Genomic DNA, 16,946 nt, shown 5'->3' with positions numbered 1-16,946 from the left:
TTCGTTAAAGCGCTTCTGTGCTGGTTTCGCCGGTCCGGATGCGCACGGCCTGTTCGATTGAATAGACAAAGATCTTGCCGTCGCCGATCTGGCCGGTCTTGGCAGCCGAAGCGATGGCGTCCACGGCCTTGTCGACGAGGTCCGAAGGCACGGCCACTTCGATCTTCAGCTTCGGCAGGAAACTCACGGCGTATTCGGTACCGCGATAGATCTCTGTGTGTCCCTTCTGGCGGCCGTAACCTTTGACTTCGGTAACGGTCAGGCCCTGGATACCGACGGCTGTGAGAGCTTCGCGCACCTCGTCCAGCTTAAACGGCTTGATAATGGCCATCACGATTTTCATCTGGCTTCCCATCCTCTGTTAGTCCGGCCGAAGCCGAATTCCCTCATCGCCGGCGGATCAAGCCGAGGCGACTGACAGAGGAGATACAAGGGCCGTGCCAGACTGAGGTGGGGGAGCCTATCACTATGATTTCAATGAGAGAAAAGTGAACCGCCTAAGATGACGGCACTACGCGCGGCCCGCGCCGCATAAAAATTAATCACACTTACAATAATGCCGAATAACTATTCATCTGCTCGTTTCCGAATCAGGCCTTCCTGGGCAACGGATGCCACGAGCGTACCGGAGCGGGTGTACAGGCCGCCGCGCGTCATGCCGCGGGCACCTGAGGAACTGGGGCTGTCCTGCGTGTAGAGCAACCAGTCATCCATAGTGCAGGGCCTATGGAACCACATGGCGTGATCGAGGCTCGCCACCTGCAACTTCGGATTGAAGATGGACGTGCCATGCGGATAGAGCGACGTGTCGAGAAGCGTCATGTCGGAGAGGTAGGCGAGGATGCAGGCCTGGTAGTGGCGGTCGGCAGGTACCGCGCCGACCGCGCGCACCCAGATGTCCTGTCGAGGTTCCAGCTTATCCTTGGTGAGGTAGTGCACGAGCGAGACGGGACGTATCTCGATCGGCCGGTCCTGGCTCCAGTACTTCCGCACGACCTCAGGCGCCTGGGCGAGGAACAGCTCCTTGAACTCCTTTTCACCCATCAGCTTCTCGGGCGGCGTGACCGGCGGCATCGGCACCTGGTGATCGAGACCACCCTCCTCCACCTGGAAGGACGCCGACATCGAGAAGATCGGATGCCCATGCTGGATAGCGACGATCCACCGGGTCGCGAAGCTCGAACCGTCGCGTATACGGTCCACCTGGTAGACAATCGGGACGGACGGGTCGCCGGGCCGAATGAAATACGCATGCAGAGAATGGACGAACCGGTCATCGGCGACTGTCCGTTGCGCGGCCATCAGCGCCTGAGCGATCACCTGCCCGCCGAAGACGCGCTGCCAGCCAACCTGCGGACTGCTGCCGCGGAAGAGGTTCTCCTCCAGCTTTTCGAGATCGAGCGTGGCCAGAAGCTGGTCCATGGCGGCTTGCGATTCAGGCGGACGCGACATTCTGGAGACTCCGATGGTAGGAAGCTGGTGCCGGATGATCTATATGGACCCTATCGTCTTCTCAAGTCTCTCGGGAGAGTGCACAAATGCTGGATATGCTGGTGGTCGGCGGAGGCTATGTCGGGCTTTCTGCGGCGGTCGCGGTGAAGCAGTCTGCTCCACACCTGAAGGTCGAAGTGATCGAGGCCGCGCCCGAACATGTCTGGCAGAATGACCAGAGAGCATCCGCGATCATCGCCGCTGCAAGCCGCATGCTCGAGGTCCTCGGCGTTTGGCAGGACATCCTGCCGCAAGCGCAGCCGATCAACAGGATGGTCGTCACCGATTCCCGCACCGCCGATCCCGTCCGGCCGGTCTTCCTCACCTTTGACGGCGCCGTAGAGGAAGGCCGCCCATTCGCGCACATGGTGCCAAACGTCGAGATGGTCAGAGCATTGCGGGGCGCTTGCGAGCGGCTCGGCATTGCGATCCGGCACGGATTGTCCGCGACCGGCTTCATAACCACGAGCACGAAGACAACCGTCACCCTCTCCGATGGCAGCACGGTGGAAACACGCCTGCTCGTCGCCTGTGACGGCGTAAAGTCGAAGCTGCGCGATATGGCGGGGATCAAAACCGTCAGCTGGGACTACGGCCAGTCGGGAATCGTGACGACGGTGGAACATGAGCGGCCGCATGAGGGCGTTGCCGAAGAACACTTTCTCCCCTCGGGCCCCTTTGCCATCCTGCCTCTCACCGGCAATCGGTCGTCGCTGGTCTGGACCGAGCGGCGCGAGGAAGCGGAGCAGCTCGTTCGCGCTGATGAACTGGTGTTCGAGGAAGAACTGCAGCGTCGGTTCGGCCACAAACTCGGCGCGATTACCGTCGCCGGTAGCAGAAAGGCATTCCCGCTCGGGTTGACCCTGGCACGCGCTTTCGTTGCGCCGCGTTTTGCGCTGGCGGGAGACGCTGCACACGGGATCCACCCGATCTCCGGGCAGGGCCTCAACCTGGGCTTCAAGGATGTCGCCGCGCTCGCCGAGACGGTCGTGGAGGCGGATCGGCTAGGTCTCGACATCGGCGCGCTGAACGTGCTCGAGCGCTACCAGTCCTGGCGCCGTTTCGACACGTTCCGCATGGGGGTGACCACGGACGTGCTGAACCGCCTCTTCTCCAACGACATCACGCCGATCCGGATCGCCCGTGACTTCGGACTGTCGCTGGTGGAACGGCTGCCCGGACTGAAATCCTACTTCATCGGAGAGGCTGCCGGCACGTCCGCACCCAATCAGCCAAAGCTCCTGGCGGGCCAGCCGATCTGATGCCGGCGGCTAGTCTTCCAGCCGTCTGGCCTCCGAGACCAGCATGATCGGCACACCATCGCGGATGGGATAGGCGAGCCGCGCCTTTTCGGAGACGAGTTCATTTGCCTCGCGATCGAAACTCAGTCTTGCCTTCGACAGCGGGCAGACCAGAAGTTCGAGCAGTTTGGGGTCGACCTTGCTGACGATCTGATCCATGGCGCCCTACTGTAGCACGGTGTCGGTGTCGCCGGGCCCGCGGGCAAGCAGTATCTCCGTGATGGCGATCAGCGTCTCTGCCCGTGTCCTGAGGTCAGGAGCCTCGAGCAACGCCTGCTTCTCCGCCGGACCGAACGGCGACATCATCGAAAGCGAGTTCACCAGCGTCCGGTTGCCGGCCCGCTCTACGCTCTCCCAGTCAGCTTCGAGCTTGTTGGCATCGAGATAGGCACGAAAGACGCGCAGCAGTTGGGCGCGGTCGACCGCAGCCTCGTCGTCCTCGGCGGAGAGGTCCGTCATCAATGGAGCGATCCTGAAGCTGCGGAACGGATAACCCTCGCCGATCTCTTCCAGGAGGCGACAACGGCAAACCCCGCTGAGCGAGGTGATGTAGCGACCGTCTCCTGTTTCGGCAAACGATGTGATGCGCCCGATGCATCCGACGCTGCTGAGCGATGGCCTTGCGACGTCGTTTCCGCCGTGATCCGACAAGGCCGGCTGCACGATGCCGATCAGGCGGTCGCCTGCCAATGCAGCATCGAACATGGCAAGATATCGCGGCTCGAATATATTGAGCGGCAGCTGGCCACCAGGCAGAAGAAGCGCCCCGGTCAAGGGAAATACCCGCACCGTCTCCGGCAGGTCCTCCCGCTTCACATATCTTGCATTACCCACAATCATCAGGCCCAATCCTCCACAGGACCACCGGGCATGGTGCCCACACCGCCGTTGCCGGTAATGTGGGGCGCCAGACGCGGAGCGCAAGGCCGCCTAACGGCAGCCGGGCTCAGGCAAACAGGATGGACGACATCCGGCGGCGTGCGGCGATCGTGTTCGGATCCTTAGGCCCCCAGGCCTCGAAGAACTCGACGAGCTGGCGGCGTGCGCCGTCGTCGTCGAAGCTGCGGTCCTTGCGCATGATGATCAGCAGGTGCTCCGCTGCCTCCTCGCGCTTGCCTTCGGCGTTGCGGATCTTGGCAAGCTTCAGCCGCGTCTCGTGATCGTCCGGATGGAGCGACAACTGGTGTTCGAGCGCAGCCGGGTCACCGAGCTTACGCGCCTCCTCGAATTGCTCGAGCTTCTTCGCCACGGCCTGCACGGCAGGGTCGCCGGCAATCTCGGGGGGAAGTGACTGCAGCATCTGGGAAGCGCGCGCCAGATCACCCAGTTCGATCATGCAGCGCATCATCCCGGCAGCGGCCTTCGCATTTTCCGGATCCGCCTGCAGGACAGCACCGTAGAGCTGGGCGGCCGACTGGACGTCGCCGGCAGCAAGCAAACCGTCCGCCTCGCCAACGGCGGCCTCGATCTCGGCAGCCTGATCGGCACCCGCCGGACCGGCGACCTTGTCGATGAACTGCCGGATCTGGGTCTCCGGCACCGCCCCCATGAACCCGTCGACCGGCCTCCCGTCAACAAAGGCGACAACGGCCGGAATAGACTGGATTCCCATCTGGCCCGGTATGGCAGGGTGATCGTCGATGTTCAGCTTGACGAGCTTCACCCGCCCCTGCGCCTCGTTGACGACGCGCTCCAGGACGGGCGTGAGCTGCTTGCACGGGCCGCACCACGGCGCCCAGAAATCCACCAGGACAGGCTGGCGGCGCGATTCCTCCATCACGTCGGCAGAAAAGGCCGCCGTGCTGGTATCCTTGACGAAGGATCCTGCGCCATTGCCGCCGCTCGTTGCGGCCGCACCGCCGAACTGCGCCTTGGCCGTCATCTGGCCACCATAGGAGCCGCCATAGGGGTTGTCTGTACCGCTCATGAATGCTGTCTCCCGGTCTCGTCTTCGCCGCGTTATACGCCGCGAAACATCGTATGTCAGTCGGTGACTTTCAAGACAAGCGGCGTGTGGCCGGTCGCCTCCAGGAAGCGCAGCAGGTCGTCACGACTGACGGACGTGGTGGCATCGTTGGAAAGCGGGTGGCCGTTGATGACCTCGTGTTTCATCAGGTCCTCGTCGAGAACGAAGGTGACATTCCCGGCCGTATCGTTGATCGCGCCGAACACCGTGACCGAGCCCGGCACGACGCCGAGATATTCCATCATCTTCTCCGGACGGCCGAAGGAGACCCGGCCCGACGCACCGATCACCTTGTGGACCGCCTTCAGGTCGACCGTGGCGTTCTCTTCCACGGTCAGGACGAAGTAGCGGTCCTTCTTGTCCTTGACGAAGAGATTCTTCGTGTGCCCGCCAGGGATCTCGTCGCGCAGGCTCACCGACTCCGCCACCGTGAAGACCGGGGCATGCGTCTTCGTCTTGTGGGCTATGCCGAGCTTGTCGAGAAAAGCGTAGAAAGCCTCGGGGGTCGTGGGCGCAGGCAGGATCGCGATGTCGTTCATGTCAGCACTTTTCCATTGTTCAGGTCGGGCGGCCGTGCCGCCGCAGGCACCGGATTATCCTGTCTGCAGGAAGGGGGCAAGCACAGGAGCCTCATGGGTGGCTTGCGTCTCGCCGCTTGCCCATTGGCAAGCTCAGTCCGGGCGCCGGCGGCAGTCAAAAATTTCTCAACACCATCGTCTTTTCCCTGTTGCATTCAAAAACGAGTTAGGCCATATACCGCCCGTCGCCGCCACACGGCGGCCCACGATCCACCCACTACCCCAGGGTCGCGGATATGAGCGGGTGTAGCTCAGGGGTAGAGCACAACCTTGCCAAGGTTGGGGTCGAGCGTTCGAATCGCTTCACCCGCTCCAATTGTCTCTCCCAATGACGGTTCCGACCAAGGCTGACAACCCTCAGCAGTAGCGCGTGCGCTCGGTTTACTTGCCGTTTTACCCTCGTCGTCGCGCAGACGACCCGCCGCCGTGGTGCAGCGGTTCCAGCCTGCCGGTAGCCGAAGGCGGCTTCAGTTCTTCATGAAGACGTAATCCGTCTCCTGGCGCAGCACTTCGCCCGGCCGCAGGATCGCGCCAGGGAAGCCGGAATGGTTCACCGCATCCGGCCAACCCTGCGTTTCGAGGCAGAAGCCTGCAAAGGCCGGATACTGACGGCGTTCGAGGCCAGGGGTCGGCACTCTCAGCTTGTAGCCCGAATAAAACTGGATGCCGGGCTCCGTTGTGCGGACTTCCAGCGAGACGCCGGAATTGACGCTGCGGGCAAGCGCCACGGAGCGCTTCGCCGCCCGCTCCTCCGAAAGGCAGAAGTTGTGGTCGAAGAGGAGACGCTCGCCGTTCTGCAACCGGTCCATCGGGCCCATGACCCGCAGGTCGTAGGGGGTACCCTCGACAGCCGTCAGGTTTCCCGTCGGACACTGCCGCTCGTCGACCTCCAGAATGTGGTCGGCTGCAATCATGATGTCGTGGCCGAGCGCCGTCTCCGCGCCGTCGAGATTGAAGTAGCTGTGCTGGCAGATGTTGCAGGGTGTCGGCTGGTCTGCTGAGGATTCGTAGAGCACGCGGAGCACGCCATCGGCGGCAAGGTGATAGGTGGCGGTAATGGTGCAGTTGCCCGGATACCCCGCCCGGCCATCGGGATCGGTGATCCGCAACACGACCCGGTCTGCCGCAAGATCTCCGATGTCCCAGAGCCGCTTCGCGATTCCGTCGCTGCCGCCGTGGAGATGGGTGACGCCATTCTCGTTGAGTTCCAACTGGTGAAGCTTGCCGTCCAGCCTGAAACGGCCCCCGGTAACGCGGTTGGCGACGCGACCGGGCGTTGCCCCAAAATAGGGGGAGTAGCGGGGATAGTCGTCGAAGTTCTCGAAGCCGAGCACCAGCGGCGGCTTGTGACCCTCCAGGCGCAGGTCCTGGATCACCGCCCCCCACGTCAGGATGGAAGCCGTGAGACCACCGCCGGAAATCCGCAGACGGTGGACCGTCTCGCCCCGTGACGTTTTGCCGAAGACTTCCCGCTCTGCCATTGCACCCTCCCGGTCAGCGCCGCAGAACCTGATCGATTCAGGCGGATGATGCAACGACAAAGCTAGCGGCTGAGGACCCGCGTAACCTGCTCTAGGCCGCCGAGGGTGAGCGGGTACATCCGCTCCGACAGTATGTGGCGCATCATCGCGATAGACTGCACGTAGCTCCAGTGCGCTTCCGGTACCGGATTGATCCAGGCGAAGCGGTGGAAGTGTGCGATGATGCGGCGAAGCCAGGCTTCTCCCGGTTCCTTGTTCCAGTGCTCCACGGAACCACCCGGATGGCTGATCTCGTAGGGGCTCATCGATGCGTCCCCAACGAAGATCACCCGGTAGTCGCTGCCGAACCCGTTGATGATCGCTTCCGTGGGCAGTCGTTCCGACCGCCGGCCATTGTTCTTCCAGACGCTCTCGTAGAGGCAGTTGTGGAAATAGAAATGCTCCAGATGGCGAAATTCGCTGCGGACGGCGGAGAAAAGCTCCTCTACCTCCCGCACATGGTCGTCCATCGAGCCTCCGACATCGAAGAACATCAAGAGCTTGACGGCATTGCGGCGCTCCGGTCGCGTCTGCACGTCGAGATATCCGTGTTCCGCTGTGGAGCGGATTGTCCCCTGCAGGTCAAACTCCTCCGCCGCACCTTCCCGCACCCATCGCCGCAGCCGGCGAAGGGCGATCTTGATGTTACGGGTGCCGAGTTCCACCGTGTCGTCGAGATCGGAAAATTCCCGCTTGTCCCAGACCTTGACGGCGCGCCGATGCCGCGACCCTTCCTGCCCGATACGGACGCCCTCGGGATTGTAGCCATAGGCGCCGAAGGGCGAAGTGCCGGCAGTTCCGATCCACTTCGATCCACCTTGGTGGCGGCCTTTCTGCTCCTCCAGCCGCTTGCGCAGCGTCTCCATCAGCTTCTCGAAGCCGCCGAGCGTCTCGATGAGCCGCTTCTCCTCCTCCGTCAGGTGCTTTTCCGCGAGCCTGCGCAGCCACTCCTCGGGAAGTTCGCTCGCCTCCACTCCGGCCTCTCCCGATACCGCCTGCAGCCCGCGGAAATGCGACGCGAAGACCCGATCGAACCGATCGATATGTCGCTCGTCCTTTACCAGGCAGGTGCGCGCGAGAAAGTAGAAGGCGTCGACATCGAAATCCGCCAGGCCCTGCTTCATCCCCTCGATGAGGCTCAGGTATTCGCGCAACGTGACGGGCAGCTTTTCCGCCTTCAGCTGCAGGAAAAACGAAAGCAGCATTCTACTCGGTCCCGATCCGCTCCAGGTCGTAATGGGTGGTCTGGTAGATCTCGTTGATCCAGTTGCCGAACAGGAGATGCGCATGGCTGCGCCAGCGGTTCTGCGGCGGCAGCGTCACGTCATTGTGCGGAAAGTAGTCATGCGGCATCTTGATAGGCACGCCCGCATTGACGTCGCGGAAGTACTCCTCCGCCAGCGACGTGGAATCATACTCCACGTGATTGAACATGTAGAGGCGGCGGCCTTTCGCTTCCTCGACGAGGCAGACGCCCATCTCCTCCGATTCCATCAGGATCCTGAGGTCCGGGATCTTGTCGATGTCCTCGCGCCGAACCTCCGTCCAGCGCGACACCGGCACCTGGAAGTCGTCCGAGAAGCCGGTCAGGTAAACGGACGACGGGCAGAGATTGCGGTGGCGGTAGACTCCGAACGCCTTCTCCTTCAACTCGTGCTTCGGCACACCATGGAAGTGGTAGATCGCCGCCATTGCACCCCAGCAGACATTCATCGTCGAATGGACATTGGTGGTTGTCCAGTCAAGGATCTGCTGCATCTCGTCCCAGTAGGTCACGCTCTCGAAGGGCAGCGTCTCTACCGGCGCACCGGTGATGATGAAGCCGTCGAACTTCCGATGCTTCACCTCGTCCCAGGTATCGTAGAAGGAGAGCAGGTGCTCCTCCGACGTGTTCTTTGCCTTGTGGCCACCGATCCTCACCAGCGACAGCTCCACCTGAAGCGGAGTCGCGCCGACGAGGCGCGCCATCTGAAGCTCGGTCTTGATCTTGTTCGGCATGAGGTTGAGGAGCCCGATCTGCAGCGGCCGGATGTCCTGCCGCACCGCAACCGTCTCGGTCATCACCCGCACGCCCTCCTGCACGAGGGTTTCGAAGGCGGGCAGCGTATCGGGGATCTTGATCGGCATCGCACACTCACAAAACAAAAAGCCGGCGGCGACAAATCGCAACCGGCGCGTCAAAGTGAACTTCGCGCGGCCCTTTAGCGACTTGTTTAACGTGGCTGCAAGCCGGCCGGCCAAATCACCACGAAGTGCAATCTAGATAGGCTCTTCTTCCCCTCAGGTCAATTGCAGCCGCCGATGCCGGGGGCTACCGTTCCCGCCGGGCCATGAAGGCCAGCCGTTCGAACAGGTGGACGTCCTGCTCGTTCTTCAGCAGTGCCCCGTGCAGCCGGGGCAGGATCGTCTTGACGTCGGCACGCAGGTCAGCTGGGTCGATGTCGTCCGAGACCAGCAACCGGATCCAGTCGAGCGCCTCGGAGGTGGACGGCTTCTTGCGCAGGCCTGGCACCTCCCTGATCTGGTAGAACTGCGCCAGGGCGTTCCGGAGCAACTCCTGCTTGATGCCCGGATAGTGCACCTCGACGATGCGCGCGAGGGTCTCGGCATCCGGAAACCGGATGTAGTGGAAGAAACAGCGGCGAAGGAAGGCATCCGGCAGTTCCTTCTCGTTGTTCGAGGTGATGATGACGATCGGCCTCTGCTGCGCCTTCACCGTCTCGCCTGTCTCGTAGACATGGAACTCCATCCGGTCGAGCTCCTGCAGGAGGTCGTTCGGAAACTCTATATCCGCCTTGTCGATCTCGTCGATCAGCAGGACGGTCTTCTGCGGCGCGGCAAAGGCCTGCCAGAGCTTCCCCTGCCGGATATAGTTGCGAACATCATTCACGCGCTCGTCACCGAGCTGGCTGTCGCGCAGGCGCGAGACGGCGTCGTATTCGTAAAGGCCTTGCTGCGCCTTGGTGGTCGATTTGACGTTCCACGCAATGAGATCGAGACCGAGTGCCGACGCGATCTGCCGGGCGAGTTCCGTCTTGCCGGTCCCCGGCTCGCCTTTGACCAGGAGCGGTCGCTCGAGGCGGATGGCGGCGTTGACCGCGACCATCAGGTCGGTATCGGCGATATAGTCGGCTGTACCATGAAACTGCATGAGGAGACCTGTAGGGAATTTTGGCGGCAACCTAAAAGCTAGGCCGAACCGGTGCAAGCCGCTTTCCCTTGCCTGTCGGTCTGGGCTATGGACATCGCCAATGACCAAGTCCACGTTCACTATCCTCCTCGGAGGCGAGCTCACCGTCACAGAGCGGCTGCGCGAAGCGCTCGAAGGAAGCCGCTTCATCGCGGCCGACGGCGGCATGCGCCATGCCGCAACCCTCGGCATCGAGCCCGAGCTCTGGGTCGGTGATTTCGACTCGACACCGCCCGGGCTGATCGAGGCGCAGTCCGCAGTTCCGCGGCAGCCCTACCCCGCAGCAAAGAACGAGACGGATGGAGAGATCGCAACCGCGGAGGCGCTCGACCGGGGTGCCGAGCGCCTGGTGCTCGCTGGCGCGCTCGGCGGCGAGCGAAGCGACCACGCCCTGCAGCATGTCTTTCACGCCCTCAGCCTGGCCGACCGTGGCGTTGAAGTGCTTCTGACCTCCGGCGCCGAAGAGGCCGTCCCCCTGCTTCCCGGACGCCGCCTTCTGGACCTGCCGGCAGGCTCGCTGTTCTCTGTCATCGGTTTTTCCGAACTGGAAGGCCTCGACATCCTCAACGCACGTTATCCGCTCGAGAACTTCTTCTTGCCCTTCGGCTCGTCGCGGACGATTTCCAATGTGGCAGAGGGCCCGGTGGCCTTCTCGCTGAAGCGCGGGAAGGCGATGATCTTTGCCCGCCCCTACGATCTGACAGGAGCCTGACGTGGCACCTCCCATCCTCAAACTCGACGACATCTTCCTGAGCTTCGGGGGCACGCCCCTTCTGGCCGGCGCGGGACTGCAGGTGGAGCCGGGCGACCGCATCTGCCTGGTCGGCCGCAACGGATCCGGCAAGTCAACCCTGATGAAGATCGCGGCCGGTCTGTTCGAGCCGCAGTCCGGCGACGTCTTCCGACATCCGGGTGCCACCATACGATACCTGGAGCAGGCGCCGGATTTTGGAGATTACCGGACGGTACAGGCCTATGCCGAAGCGGGCCTCGGTCCAGGTGACGATCCCTATCGCGTCACCTACCTCCTGGAGCATCTCGGCCTAAGCGGCGAAGAGGATCCGAACCGGCTGTCGGGAGGCGAGGCCCGGCGGGCGGCGCTTGCCCGCGTCATGGCGCCGGAACCGGACATCCTGATGCTGGACGAACCGACCAACCATCTCGACCTGCCAACGATCGAATGGCTGGAGGAGGAACTGAGGAAGACGCGGAGCGCGCTCGTCCTCATCTCGCACGACCGGCGATTCCTTGAGAAAGTATCGACGGCGACGGTTTGGCTCGATCGCGGCACGTCGCGACGCCTCGACCGCGGATTTTCTCATTTCGAGGCCTGGCGCGACGAGGTCCTAGCGGCAGAGGAACTGGAGCAGCACAAGCTGGGCAAGGCGATCGAGCGCGAGGAGCACTGGCTGCGCTACGGCGTGACGGCCCGGCGCAAGCGCAACATGCGCCGGCTGGGGGAACTGCAGACGATGCGCGCCGCCTATCGCGGTCACAAAGGTCCGCAAGGGTCAGTCCAGGCGGCGGCATCGGAAGGTCGGGAATCCGGAAAGCTGGTGATCGAGGCAGAAGCGATCACCAAGAGTTATGGAGACCGGCTTATCGTCGCGCCCTTCTCCATCCGCGTACACCGGGGCGACAGGATAGGCCTTGTGGGACCCAACGGTGCCGGAAAGACGACGCTGTTGAAGATGCTGACGGGGCAGCTCGATCCAGATTCGGGCACGGTGCGGCTCGGGACAAATCTCGAAATCGCCACGCTGGACCAGAAGCGAGAGGACCTCGATCCCGACGACACGCTTTCCCACTACCTCACCGACGGACGCGGCGAAACGCTTCTCGTCAATGGCGAGCAGCGTCACGTCGCGGGCTACATGAAGGATTTCCTGTTCCAGCCCGAGCAGATCCGCACGCCGATCAAGAACCTTTCCGGCGGCGAGAGGGCGCGGCTGATCCTGGCACGCATCATGGCGAGGCCGTCCAACCTGCTGATCCTCGATGAGCCGACCAACGATCTCGACATCGAGACACTGGATCTGCTGCAGGAGATCGTCGCCGGCTACAACGGCACTGTCATTCTGGTCAGCCACGACCGCGACTTCCTCGACCGGACGGTCACCTCGACCATAGCACCCGCGGATCCGGAAGCGCCGGACGGGCGCTGGATCGAATATGCAGGCGGGTACTCCGACATGCTGGCACAACGCCGCGGCGTCCAGGAGGAACGGCGGCGTTCCGAACGCCAGGCAAGGGAGAGGACGGAGACTTCGGCGCCGGCCGCTGAGGTGCCGAAAAACCGCGGCAAGCTGTCCTTCAAGCAGAAGTTCGCGCTGGAGAACCTTCCGAAGGACATCGCCAAGGCCGAGGCCGAGGTTGCCGCCCGGGAGAAGCGAATGGCGGATCCCGACCTTTTCACGAAAGATCCGGCAGCCTTCACCGCGCTGGCTTCTGAACTGGAGGCGCTACGCAAGCGGCTCGCAGAGATGGAGGAGGAATGGTTCAAGCTTGAAATGCTGCGCGAGGAGTTGGAGGGCTGACGTTAACCATCTGTTATCCATGAAACCCACTCGAAACCCGTCAACCTGTCACAATGCGGAACAATGACGGCAGGTGGTCGTTCGGGTGGCAGTATCGATGCGGCACGGCCGGGATCGGTACGAAGCGGCACCGAACCATCAGGAGCATCCGATGCTGACAAGTGTAACGAGTGGTTGGCAGACCCCGGTCTCTGAGGAACATCGCGTCCTGATCGTGGAAGACGAGTTTCTCATCGCCTTGGACGTGGCCGATACGGTCGAAGCCATGGGCTTGAAGGTCGCCGGCCTCGCCAATGGCCGCAACCCCGCTCTCGCACTCGCCCAGTCTGCAGACATTGCCCTTGTCGATGTCAATCTGGCTGACGGCAAGACTGGACCGTCAATAGGCCGCGAGCTTGCCGAGAAATATGGCGTTGCCGTCATCTTCATGACTGCCAATCCTGAAGAGATCGAAGCCGGCAGCCATGGACCGCTCGGGGTGCTGACGAAGCCGGTAATGCCGCATGTGATCGAGCAGACGATCGGCTATATCCTTGCAGGCCGAACGGGAGGTTATGCCGAGCTCCCGCGCGAGCTTCGCGTCCTTCAAAGCGCCCACTGACGCTCATTGAGCAACCATGGACGGCGCTTGCCAAGCGCCGGATCGATCGCTACATCTCTGACCGATCTAACGGGGTGCCACTTCGTGGCTGAGAGGCTTTCGCCAACCCGCAGAACCTGATCCGGTTAACACCGGCGGAGGGATTAGACGGCGTCCATCAGCCCCTCGTCCTTTCTGCCAAAGAGGAGGCATTGATGCGGCTCTCGGCACTTTCGCTTATCATCGCGGCGATGACCGCTTCGACGCCGACCATGGCTCAGGAGCGCAGCCTGACCGTCTACACCTATGAGAGCTTCACCGCCGAGTGGGGGCCGGGGCCAAGGGTCAAGGAAGAGTTCGAGAAATCATGCGCCTGCCGCGTCAACTTCGTGGCGGTCGCGGATGGCGTCGCACTTCTTTCGCGGTTGAAGCTGGAAGGCGAGAATAACGAAGCTGACATCGTTCTCGGTCTCGACACCAATCTTGCCTATGAAGCCAAGGCCACTGGCCTGTTCGAAAGGCATGGACTGGATACAAGTCCCATCAGCGTGCCGGGCGGGTACGGAGACGACGTCTTCATCCCCTATGACTACGGACATTTCGCCATCATATACGACACGCAATCGGTCGACAGGCCGCCGGCCAGCCTGAAGGATCTGGTCGAGGGCGACCCTTCAGAAAAGATCGTCATCCAGGATCCGAGAACCTCCACCCCAGGCCTTGGCCTGCTTTTGTGGATGAAGTCGGTTTACGGCGAGGAGGCCGAAGCGGCGTGGGCAAAGCTTCGTCGACGCATCCTGACGGTCACGCCGGGTTGGTCGGAAGCCTACGGATTGTTCACCAAGGGAGAGGTCCCCATAGTTCTCTCCTATACCACCTCCCCTGCCTATCACATGGTGGCCGAAGATATTGATCGCTACCAGGCAGCGCCCTTCTCGGAAGGCCATTATATCCAGATCGAGGTCGCAGGTCTGTTGCGGACATCGGAGAACAAGGACCTGGCGCGCCAGTTTCTCGAATTCATGATGTCACCGGCCTTCCAAGACATCATACCGACCACCAACTGGATGATGCCGGCCGCTCAGACGAGCGAGCCCTTGCCGGAAGCGTTCGACCGCCTCGTCCAGCCGGAAAAGACCTTCCTCATGGACTCTGCGGACGTGGCGAGAAACCGGCAGGCCTGGATCGATGAGTGGCTGGCGGCGATGAGCGGACGCTAAAGCTCAATGCTGACGAGACGGGAGCAGCAAACTGCAATCGGTGGAGGTATCGTCACCTTCGCAAGCGTCGCTGCCTTCATCGGTCTTGCCACCTATTCCCTCCTTGCCGCGGCGCCAGACGCTGGCGGCGAGGCACTTTGGACAGCCTACACGGCGCGCGTGCTGCGGTTCACGCTTCTTCAGGCAGGGCTCTCCACTTTGCTGTCTATCGGCCTGGCGATTCCGGTCGCATTGGCGCTGGCGCGGCGGCCGCACCTCCCGGGCAGGCTCTGGATCCTGCGGCTGATGGCGCTGCCAATGGGTCTGCCCGCACTCGTCGCTGCCCTTGGCCTCATTACGATCTGGGGGAGGCAAGGACTGGTCAATTCGCTTCTCCTGCGCGGCGGACTCGACGAGCCGGTCAGCATCTACGGTCTGGGCGGCATCCTGCTCGCACACGTCTTCTTCAACCTGCCTCTCGCATGCCGCCTGATGGTGGCCTCGCTCGATAGGTTGCCGGGCGAATACTGGATGCTGGCCGCGCAGCTGGGCATGCAGCCCGTCGCCATCTTCCGGCTGATCGAGTGGCCGGTCCTCTTGCGGGTCCTGCCAGGCATCGCCGGCCTGATCTTCATGCTTTGCGCGACGAGCTTCACGCTCGTCCTGGTGCTGGGCGGAGGTCCGGCTGCGACAACCCTTGAAGTTGCGATCTACCAGTCACTGCGCTTCGATTTTGATCCTGCCCGTGCAGTTGGACTGTCACTGCTGCAGATCGGGCTGACGGCCATGCTCCTGATCATCCTGTCCCGGCTGCCTGTGACTGACGACCGATCGGGGAAAAGCGGGTACCGCGTTCGGCGCTTCGACGGCAAAGGAGCCGCGGCGCGGGCATGGGACACTCTGGTCATCGCCGTCGCCACAGCTTTCGTCCTGATGCCACTGCTCGCCGTTCTTCGGGCGGGGATCCAGGCAGACCTCCCGCGCCTCGTGGCGAGCGACGCCTTCCAGCGGGCGCTGGCAACGAGCATGCTGATCGCGCTGTCCTCAGGCCTGCTGGCGGTGATGGCATCGGTCAGGCTCATCGATGCGCGCCTGGCGATTGCCGACCGGAAGAATGCCGGCGTCCTCTTGCGCGGCTTTTCTTCCACCCTGGATGCCGCCTCCTTCCTCGTTCTCCTTGTCCCCCCGGTCGTGCTTGGGACGGGCTGGTTCCTGCTTCTGAGGCTTTCGGGCTCGGCATCGCTATTGGTCGGGTGGATTGTTGTTGCGATCAACGCGCTGATGGCAATCCCCTTCGTCATCAGGGTGTTGGAGCCGGCGATGAAGGAGCACCGCGACAGTTCCGTACGACTGGCAGCAAGTCTGGGGATCGGCGGCTGGACCCGCTTCTGGCGCATCGACCGACCGGTTCTGACGCGGCCGACGCTCCTCGCTTTTTCGTTTGCGATGTCGCTCTCCCTTGGAGATCTGGGAGCTGTCGCGCTCTTTGCTTCCAACGACTTCGTAACCCTGCCCTGGCTCCTCTACAGCAGCCTTTCCAGCTATCGTACGCAGGATGCCGATGGCTTGGCGATTCTGCTTGCCGCGGCATGCCTTCTGCTGACGATGATCGGCACGTCGGGCCGGCGAATGAACGGAACACATCATGCCCATCGATGACGATGCGCCGGAAATCCGCCTGGACCGCGTCGATTTGACCCTGGGAAGCACACGCTTCCACCTGGACTGCGACATTCCGCCCGGAGCGATCACAGCGGTTGCCGGACCGTCCGGTGCAGGCAAGTCCACCCTCCTGAACTTGGTCGCGGGCTTTGAGGTCCCCGACAGCGGTCGCGTCCTCTTTAACGGTCAGGATCTGACGTTGCAGCATCCATCGGAACGACCCGTTTCGCTGATCTTCCAGAACAACAATCTCTTCGGGCACCTTGACGTCTTTACCAACGTGGCGCTCGGGATCAATCCGTCCCTTCGCAGACTGACCGTAGGGGAGAGACAGGCCGTCCTCTCCGCACTTGATCGAGTCGGGCTCGGCGGGATGGAGCGCCGGTTGCCACGGACGCTTTCCGGAGGCGAGCAGCAACGCGTGGCCTTCGCTCGCACTCTCGTTCGCCAGAAACCGGTCCTTTTGATGGATGAACCCTTTGCGGCGCTTGATCCGGGGCTGCGGCAGAGCATGGCAGGCCTTTTATCGGAACTGCACCGAGAAACGAAAAGCACGGTCATCCTGGTGACGCACGACCGGGACGAACTGCGACGCCTAGCGACCCATGTGATCTTCATGAACGAAGGAATTGTTCTCGTGAGCGCTCCAGTGGAAGAATTCCTCCGGCGAAGCGACATCCCCGCCGTCGTTCAATTCCTCGCCAGCTGACGCCTGTGCCACAATTTGGTCGTGGCACGGTGGCATCGCAGCAACAGCGTCTTTCTGCTTTGGCCGCCACAGGCGATCTGAACAAGAAGCACTATATTGGCTGAGGGAAAATCGCTAAGCCGACGACAGGAACGGCCGGCCTTGTTTACGGTGGGGCATACCCGACGGATGATCGGGAAGCGGGTCTGGATAATGACGAAGCCGAGATTGCTG

General features: G+C 62.4%; 17 protein-coding genes, 1 tRNA gene and 2 riboswitches. Of the genes, 8 read left to right on the top strand and 10 right to left on the bottom strand.

Features of this window, described 5'->3' with window-relative positions; all coding sequences use genetic code 11:
* Window positions 1-4: 4 nt before the first annotated feature.
* Complete coding sequence (locus ACEPP2_RS08450) at window positions 5-355, bottom strand: P-II family nitrogen regulator (RefSeq protein ID WP_281977142.1); 351 nt, start codon at window positions 353-355, stop codon at window positions 5-7.
* 212 nt (window positions 356-567) lie between these two features.
* Window positions 568-1,452, bottom strand: a complete 885-nt coding sequence (gene tesB, locus ACEPP2_RS08445; protein ID WP_281977141.1) for an acyl-CoA thioesterase II — start codon at window positions 1,450-1,452, stop codon at window positions 568-570.
* A 41-nt stretch (window positions 1,453-1,493) separates the two neighbouring features.
* Between tesB and ACEPP2_RS08440 the strand changes: the two genes are divergently transcribed.
* Window positions 1,494-2,753: a ubiquinone biosynthesis hydroxylase gene (locus ACEPP2_RS08440; RefSeq protein WP_395516437.1), complete on the top strand. Its 1,260-nt coding sequence runs from the start codon at window positions 1,494-1,496 to the stop codon at window positions 2,751-2,753.
* 9 nt (window positions 2,754-2,762) lie between these two features.
* Here the strand turns inward: ACEPP2_RS08440 and ACEPP2_RS08435 are convergent, their stop codons facing one another.
* The 4 genes from ACEPP2_RS08435 to ACEPP2_RS08420 form a co-directional block, all read right to left on the bottom strand.
* Window positions 2,763-2,951, bottom strand: coding sequence for a Trm112 family protein (locus tag ACEPP2_RS08435; protein ID WP_052640499.1), 189 nt, complete (start codon window positions 2,949-2,951; stop codon window positions 2,763-2,765).
* A 6-nt stretch (window positions 2,952-2,957) separates the two neighbouring features.
* Complete coding sequence (locus ACEPP2_RS08430) at window positions 2,958-3,632, bottom strand: LON peptidase substrate-binding domain-containing protein (protein WP_395516310.1); 675 nt, start codon at window positions 3,630-3,632, stop codon at window positions 2,958-2,960.
* A gap of 106 nt (window positions 3,633-3,738) precedes the next feature.
* Window positions 3,739-4,719, bottom strand: coding sequence for a thioredoxin (gene trxA, locus ACEPP2_RS08425; protein WP_395516309.1), 981 nt, complete (start codon window positions 4,717-4,719; stop codon window positions 3,739-3,741).
* Window positions 4,720-4,775: 56 nt separating this feature from the next.
* Complete coding sequence (locus tag ACEPP2_RS08420; protein WP_395516308.1) at window positions 4,776-5,297, bottom strand: prolyl-tRNA synthetase associated domain-containing protein; 522 nt, start codon at window positions 5,295-5,297, stop codon at window positions 4,776-4,778.
* 279 nt (window positions 5,298-5,576) lie between these two features.
* Between ACEPP2_RS08420 and ACEPP2_RS08415 the strand changes: the two genes are divergently transcribed.
* Window positions 5,577-5,651, top strand: a tRNA-Gly gene (locus ACEPP2_RS08415).
* A 152-nt stretch (window positions 5,652-5,803) separates the two neighbouring features.
* On the opposite strand, the gene ACEPP2_RS08410 is transcribed toward ACEPP2_RS08415, so the two are convergent.
* From ACEPP2_RS08410 to ACEPP2_RS08395, 4 genes are all read right to left on the bottom strand, one after another.
* Window positions 5,804-6,817 carry an aldose epimerase family protein gene (locus tag ACEPP2_RS08410; protein ID WP_395516307.1) on the bottom strand — a complete coding sequence of 338 codons (1,014 nt, stop codon included), beginning with the start codon at window positions 6,815-6,817 and terminating at the stop codon, window positions 5,804-5,806.
* Between the two features lie 62 nt (window positions 6,818-6,879).
* Window positions 6,880-8,061 (bottom strand): vWA domain-containing protein, encoded by a 1,182-nt coding sequence (locus tag ACEPP2_RS08405; protein WP_395516306.1) that lies wholly within the window; start codon window positions 8,059-8,061, stop codon window positions 6,880-6,882.
* A 1-nt stretch (window position 8,062) separates the two neighbouring features.
* Window positions 8,063-8,983 (bottom strand): homoserine O-acetyltransferase MetA, encoded by a 921-nt coding sequence (gene metA, locus ACEPP2_RS08400; RefSeq protein WP_077549269.1) that lies wholly within the window; start codon window positions 8,981-8,983, stop codon window positions 8,063-8,065.
* A gap of 54 nt (window positions 8,984-9,037) precedes the next feature.
* Window positions 9,038-9,115, bottom strand: a riboswitch (SAM riboswitch).
* Window positions 9,116-9,167: 52 nt separating this feature from the next.
* Window positions 9,168-10,007, bottom strand: coding sequence for an AAA family ATPase (locus tag ACEPP2_RS08395; protein ID WP_395516305.1), 840 nt, complete (start codon window positions 10,005-10,007; stop codon window positions 9,168-9,170).
* Between the two features lie 100 nt (window positions 10,008-10,107).
* Here ACEPP2_RS08395 and ACEPP2_RS08390 point away from each other — a divergent pair, with 100 nt between their 5' ends.
* The 6 genes from ACEPP2_RS08390 to ACEPP2_RS08365 all read left to right on the top strand — a co-directional run bounded on the left by ACEPP2_RS08390 (window position 10,108) and on the right by ACEPP2_RS08365 (window position 16,733).
* The gene (locus ACEPP2_RS08390; RefSeq protein ID WP_281977135.1) at window positions 10,108-10,758 is read left to right on the top strand and encodes a thiamine diphosphokinase; all 651 of its coding nucleotides are present in this window, start codon (window positions 10,108-10,110) and stop codon (window positions 10,756-10,758) included.
* A gap of 1 nt (window position 10,759) precedes the next feature.
* Window positions 10,760-12,583: an ABC-F family ATP-binding cassette domain-containing protein gene (locus ACEPP2_RS08385; RefSeq protein WP_395516304.1), complete on the top strand. Its 1,824-nt coding sequence runs from the start codon at window positions 10,760-10,762 to the stop codon at window positions 12,581-12,583.
* A gap of 151 nt (window positions 12,584-12,734) precedes the next feature.
* Window positions 12,735-13,184 (top strand): response regulator, encoded by a 450-nt coding sequence (locus ACEPP2_RS08380; protein WP_395516303.1) that lies wholly within the window; start codon window positions 12,735-12,737, stop codon window positions 13,182-13,184.
* Window positions 13,185-13,244: 60 nt separating this feature from the next.
* A riboswitch (TPP riboswitch) is annotated at window positions 13,245-13,344 on the top strand.
* Window positions 13,345-13,414: 70 nt separating this feature from the next.
* Window positions 13,415-14,383, top strand: coding sequence for a thiamine ABC transporter substrate binding subunit (gene thiB / locus ACEPP2_RS08375; RefSeq protein ID WP_395516436.1), 969 nt, complete (start codon window positions 13,415-13,417; stop codon window positions 14,381-14,383).
* 6 nt (window positions 14,384-14,389) lie between these two features.
* The gene (thiP, locus tag ACEPP2_RS08370) at window positions 14,390-16,021 is read left to right on the top strand and encodes a thiamine/thiamine pyrophosphate ABC transporter permease (protein ID WP_395516302.1); all 1,632 of its coding nucleotides are present in this window, start codon (window positions 14,390-14,392) and stop codon (window positions 16,019-16,021) included.
* Window positions 16,008-16,733, top strand: coding sequence for a thiamine ABC transporter ATP-binding protein (locus tag ACEPP2_RS08365; protein ID WP_077549263.1), 726 nt, complete (start codon window positions 16,008-16,010; stop codon window positions 16,731-16,733). Before thiP ends, ACEPP2_RS08365 begins: the two co-directional genes overlap by 14 nt.
* Window positions 16,734-16,946 lie beyond the last annotated feature (213 nt).

The sequence above is a fragment of the Pseudorhizobium flavum genome (assembly GCF_044142885.1).
GTDB lineage: Bacteria > Pseudomonadota > Alphaproteobacteria > Rhizobiales > Rhizobiaceae > Neorhizobium > Neorhizobium flavum.
The sequence above is the reverse complement of the archived record's forward strand: the minus strand, read 5'-3'. Positions and strand labels throughout refer to the sequence as shown.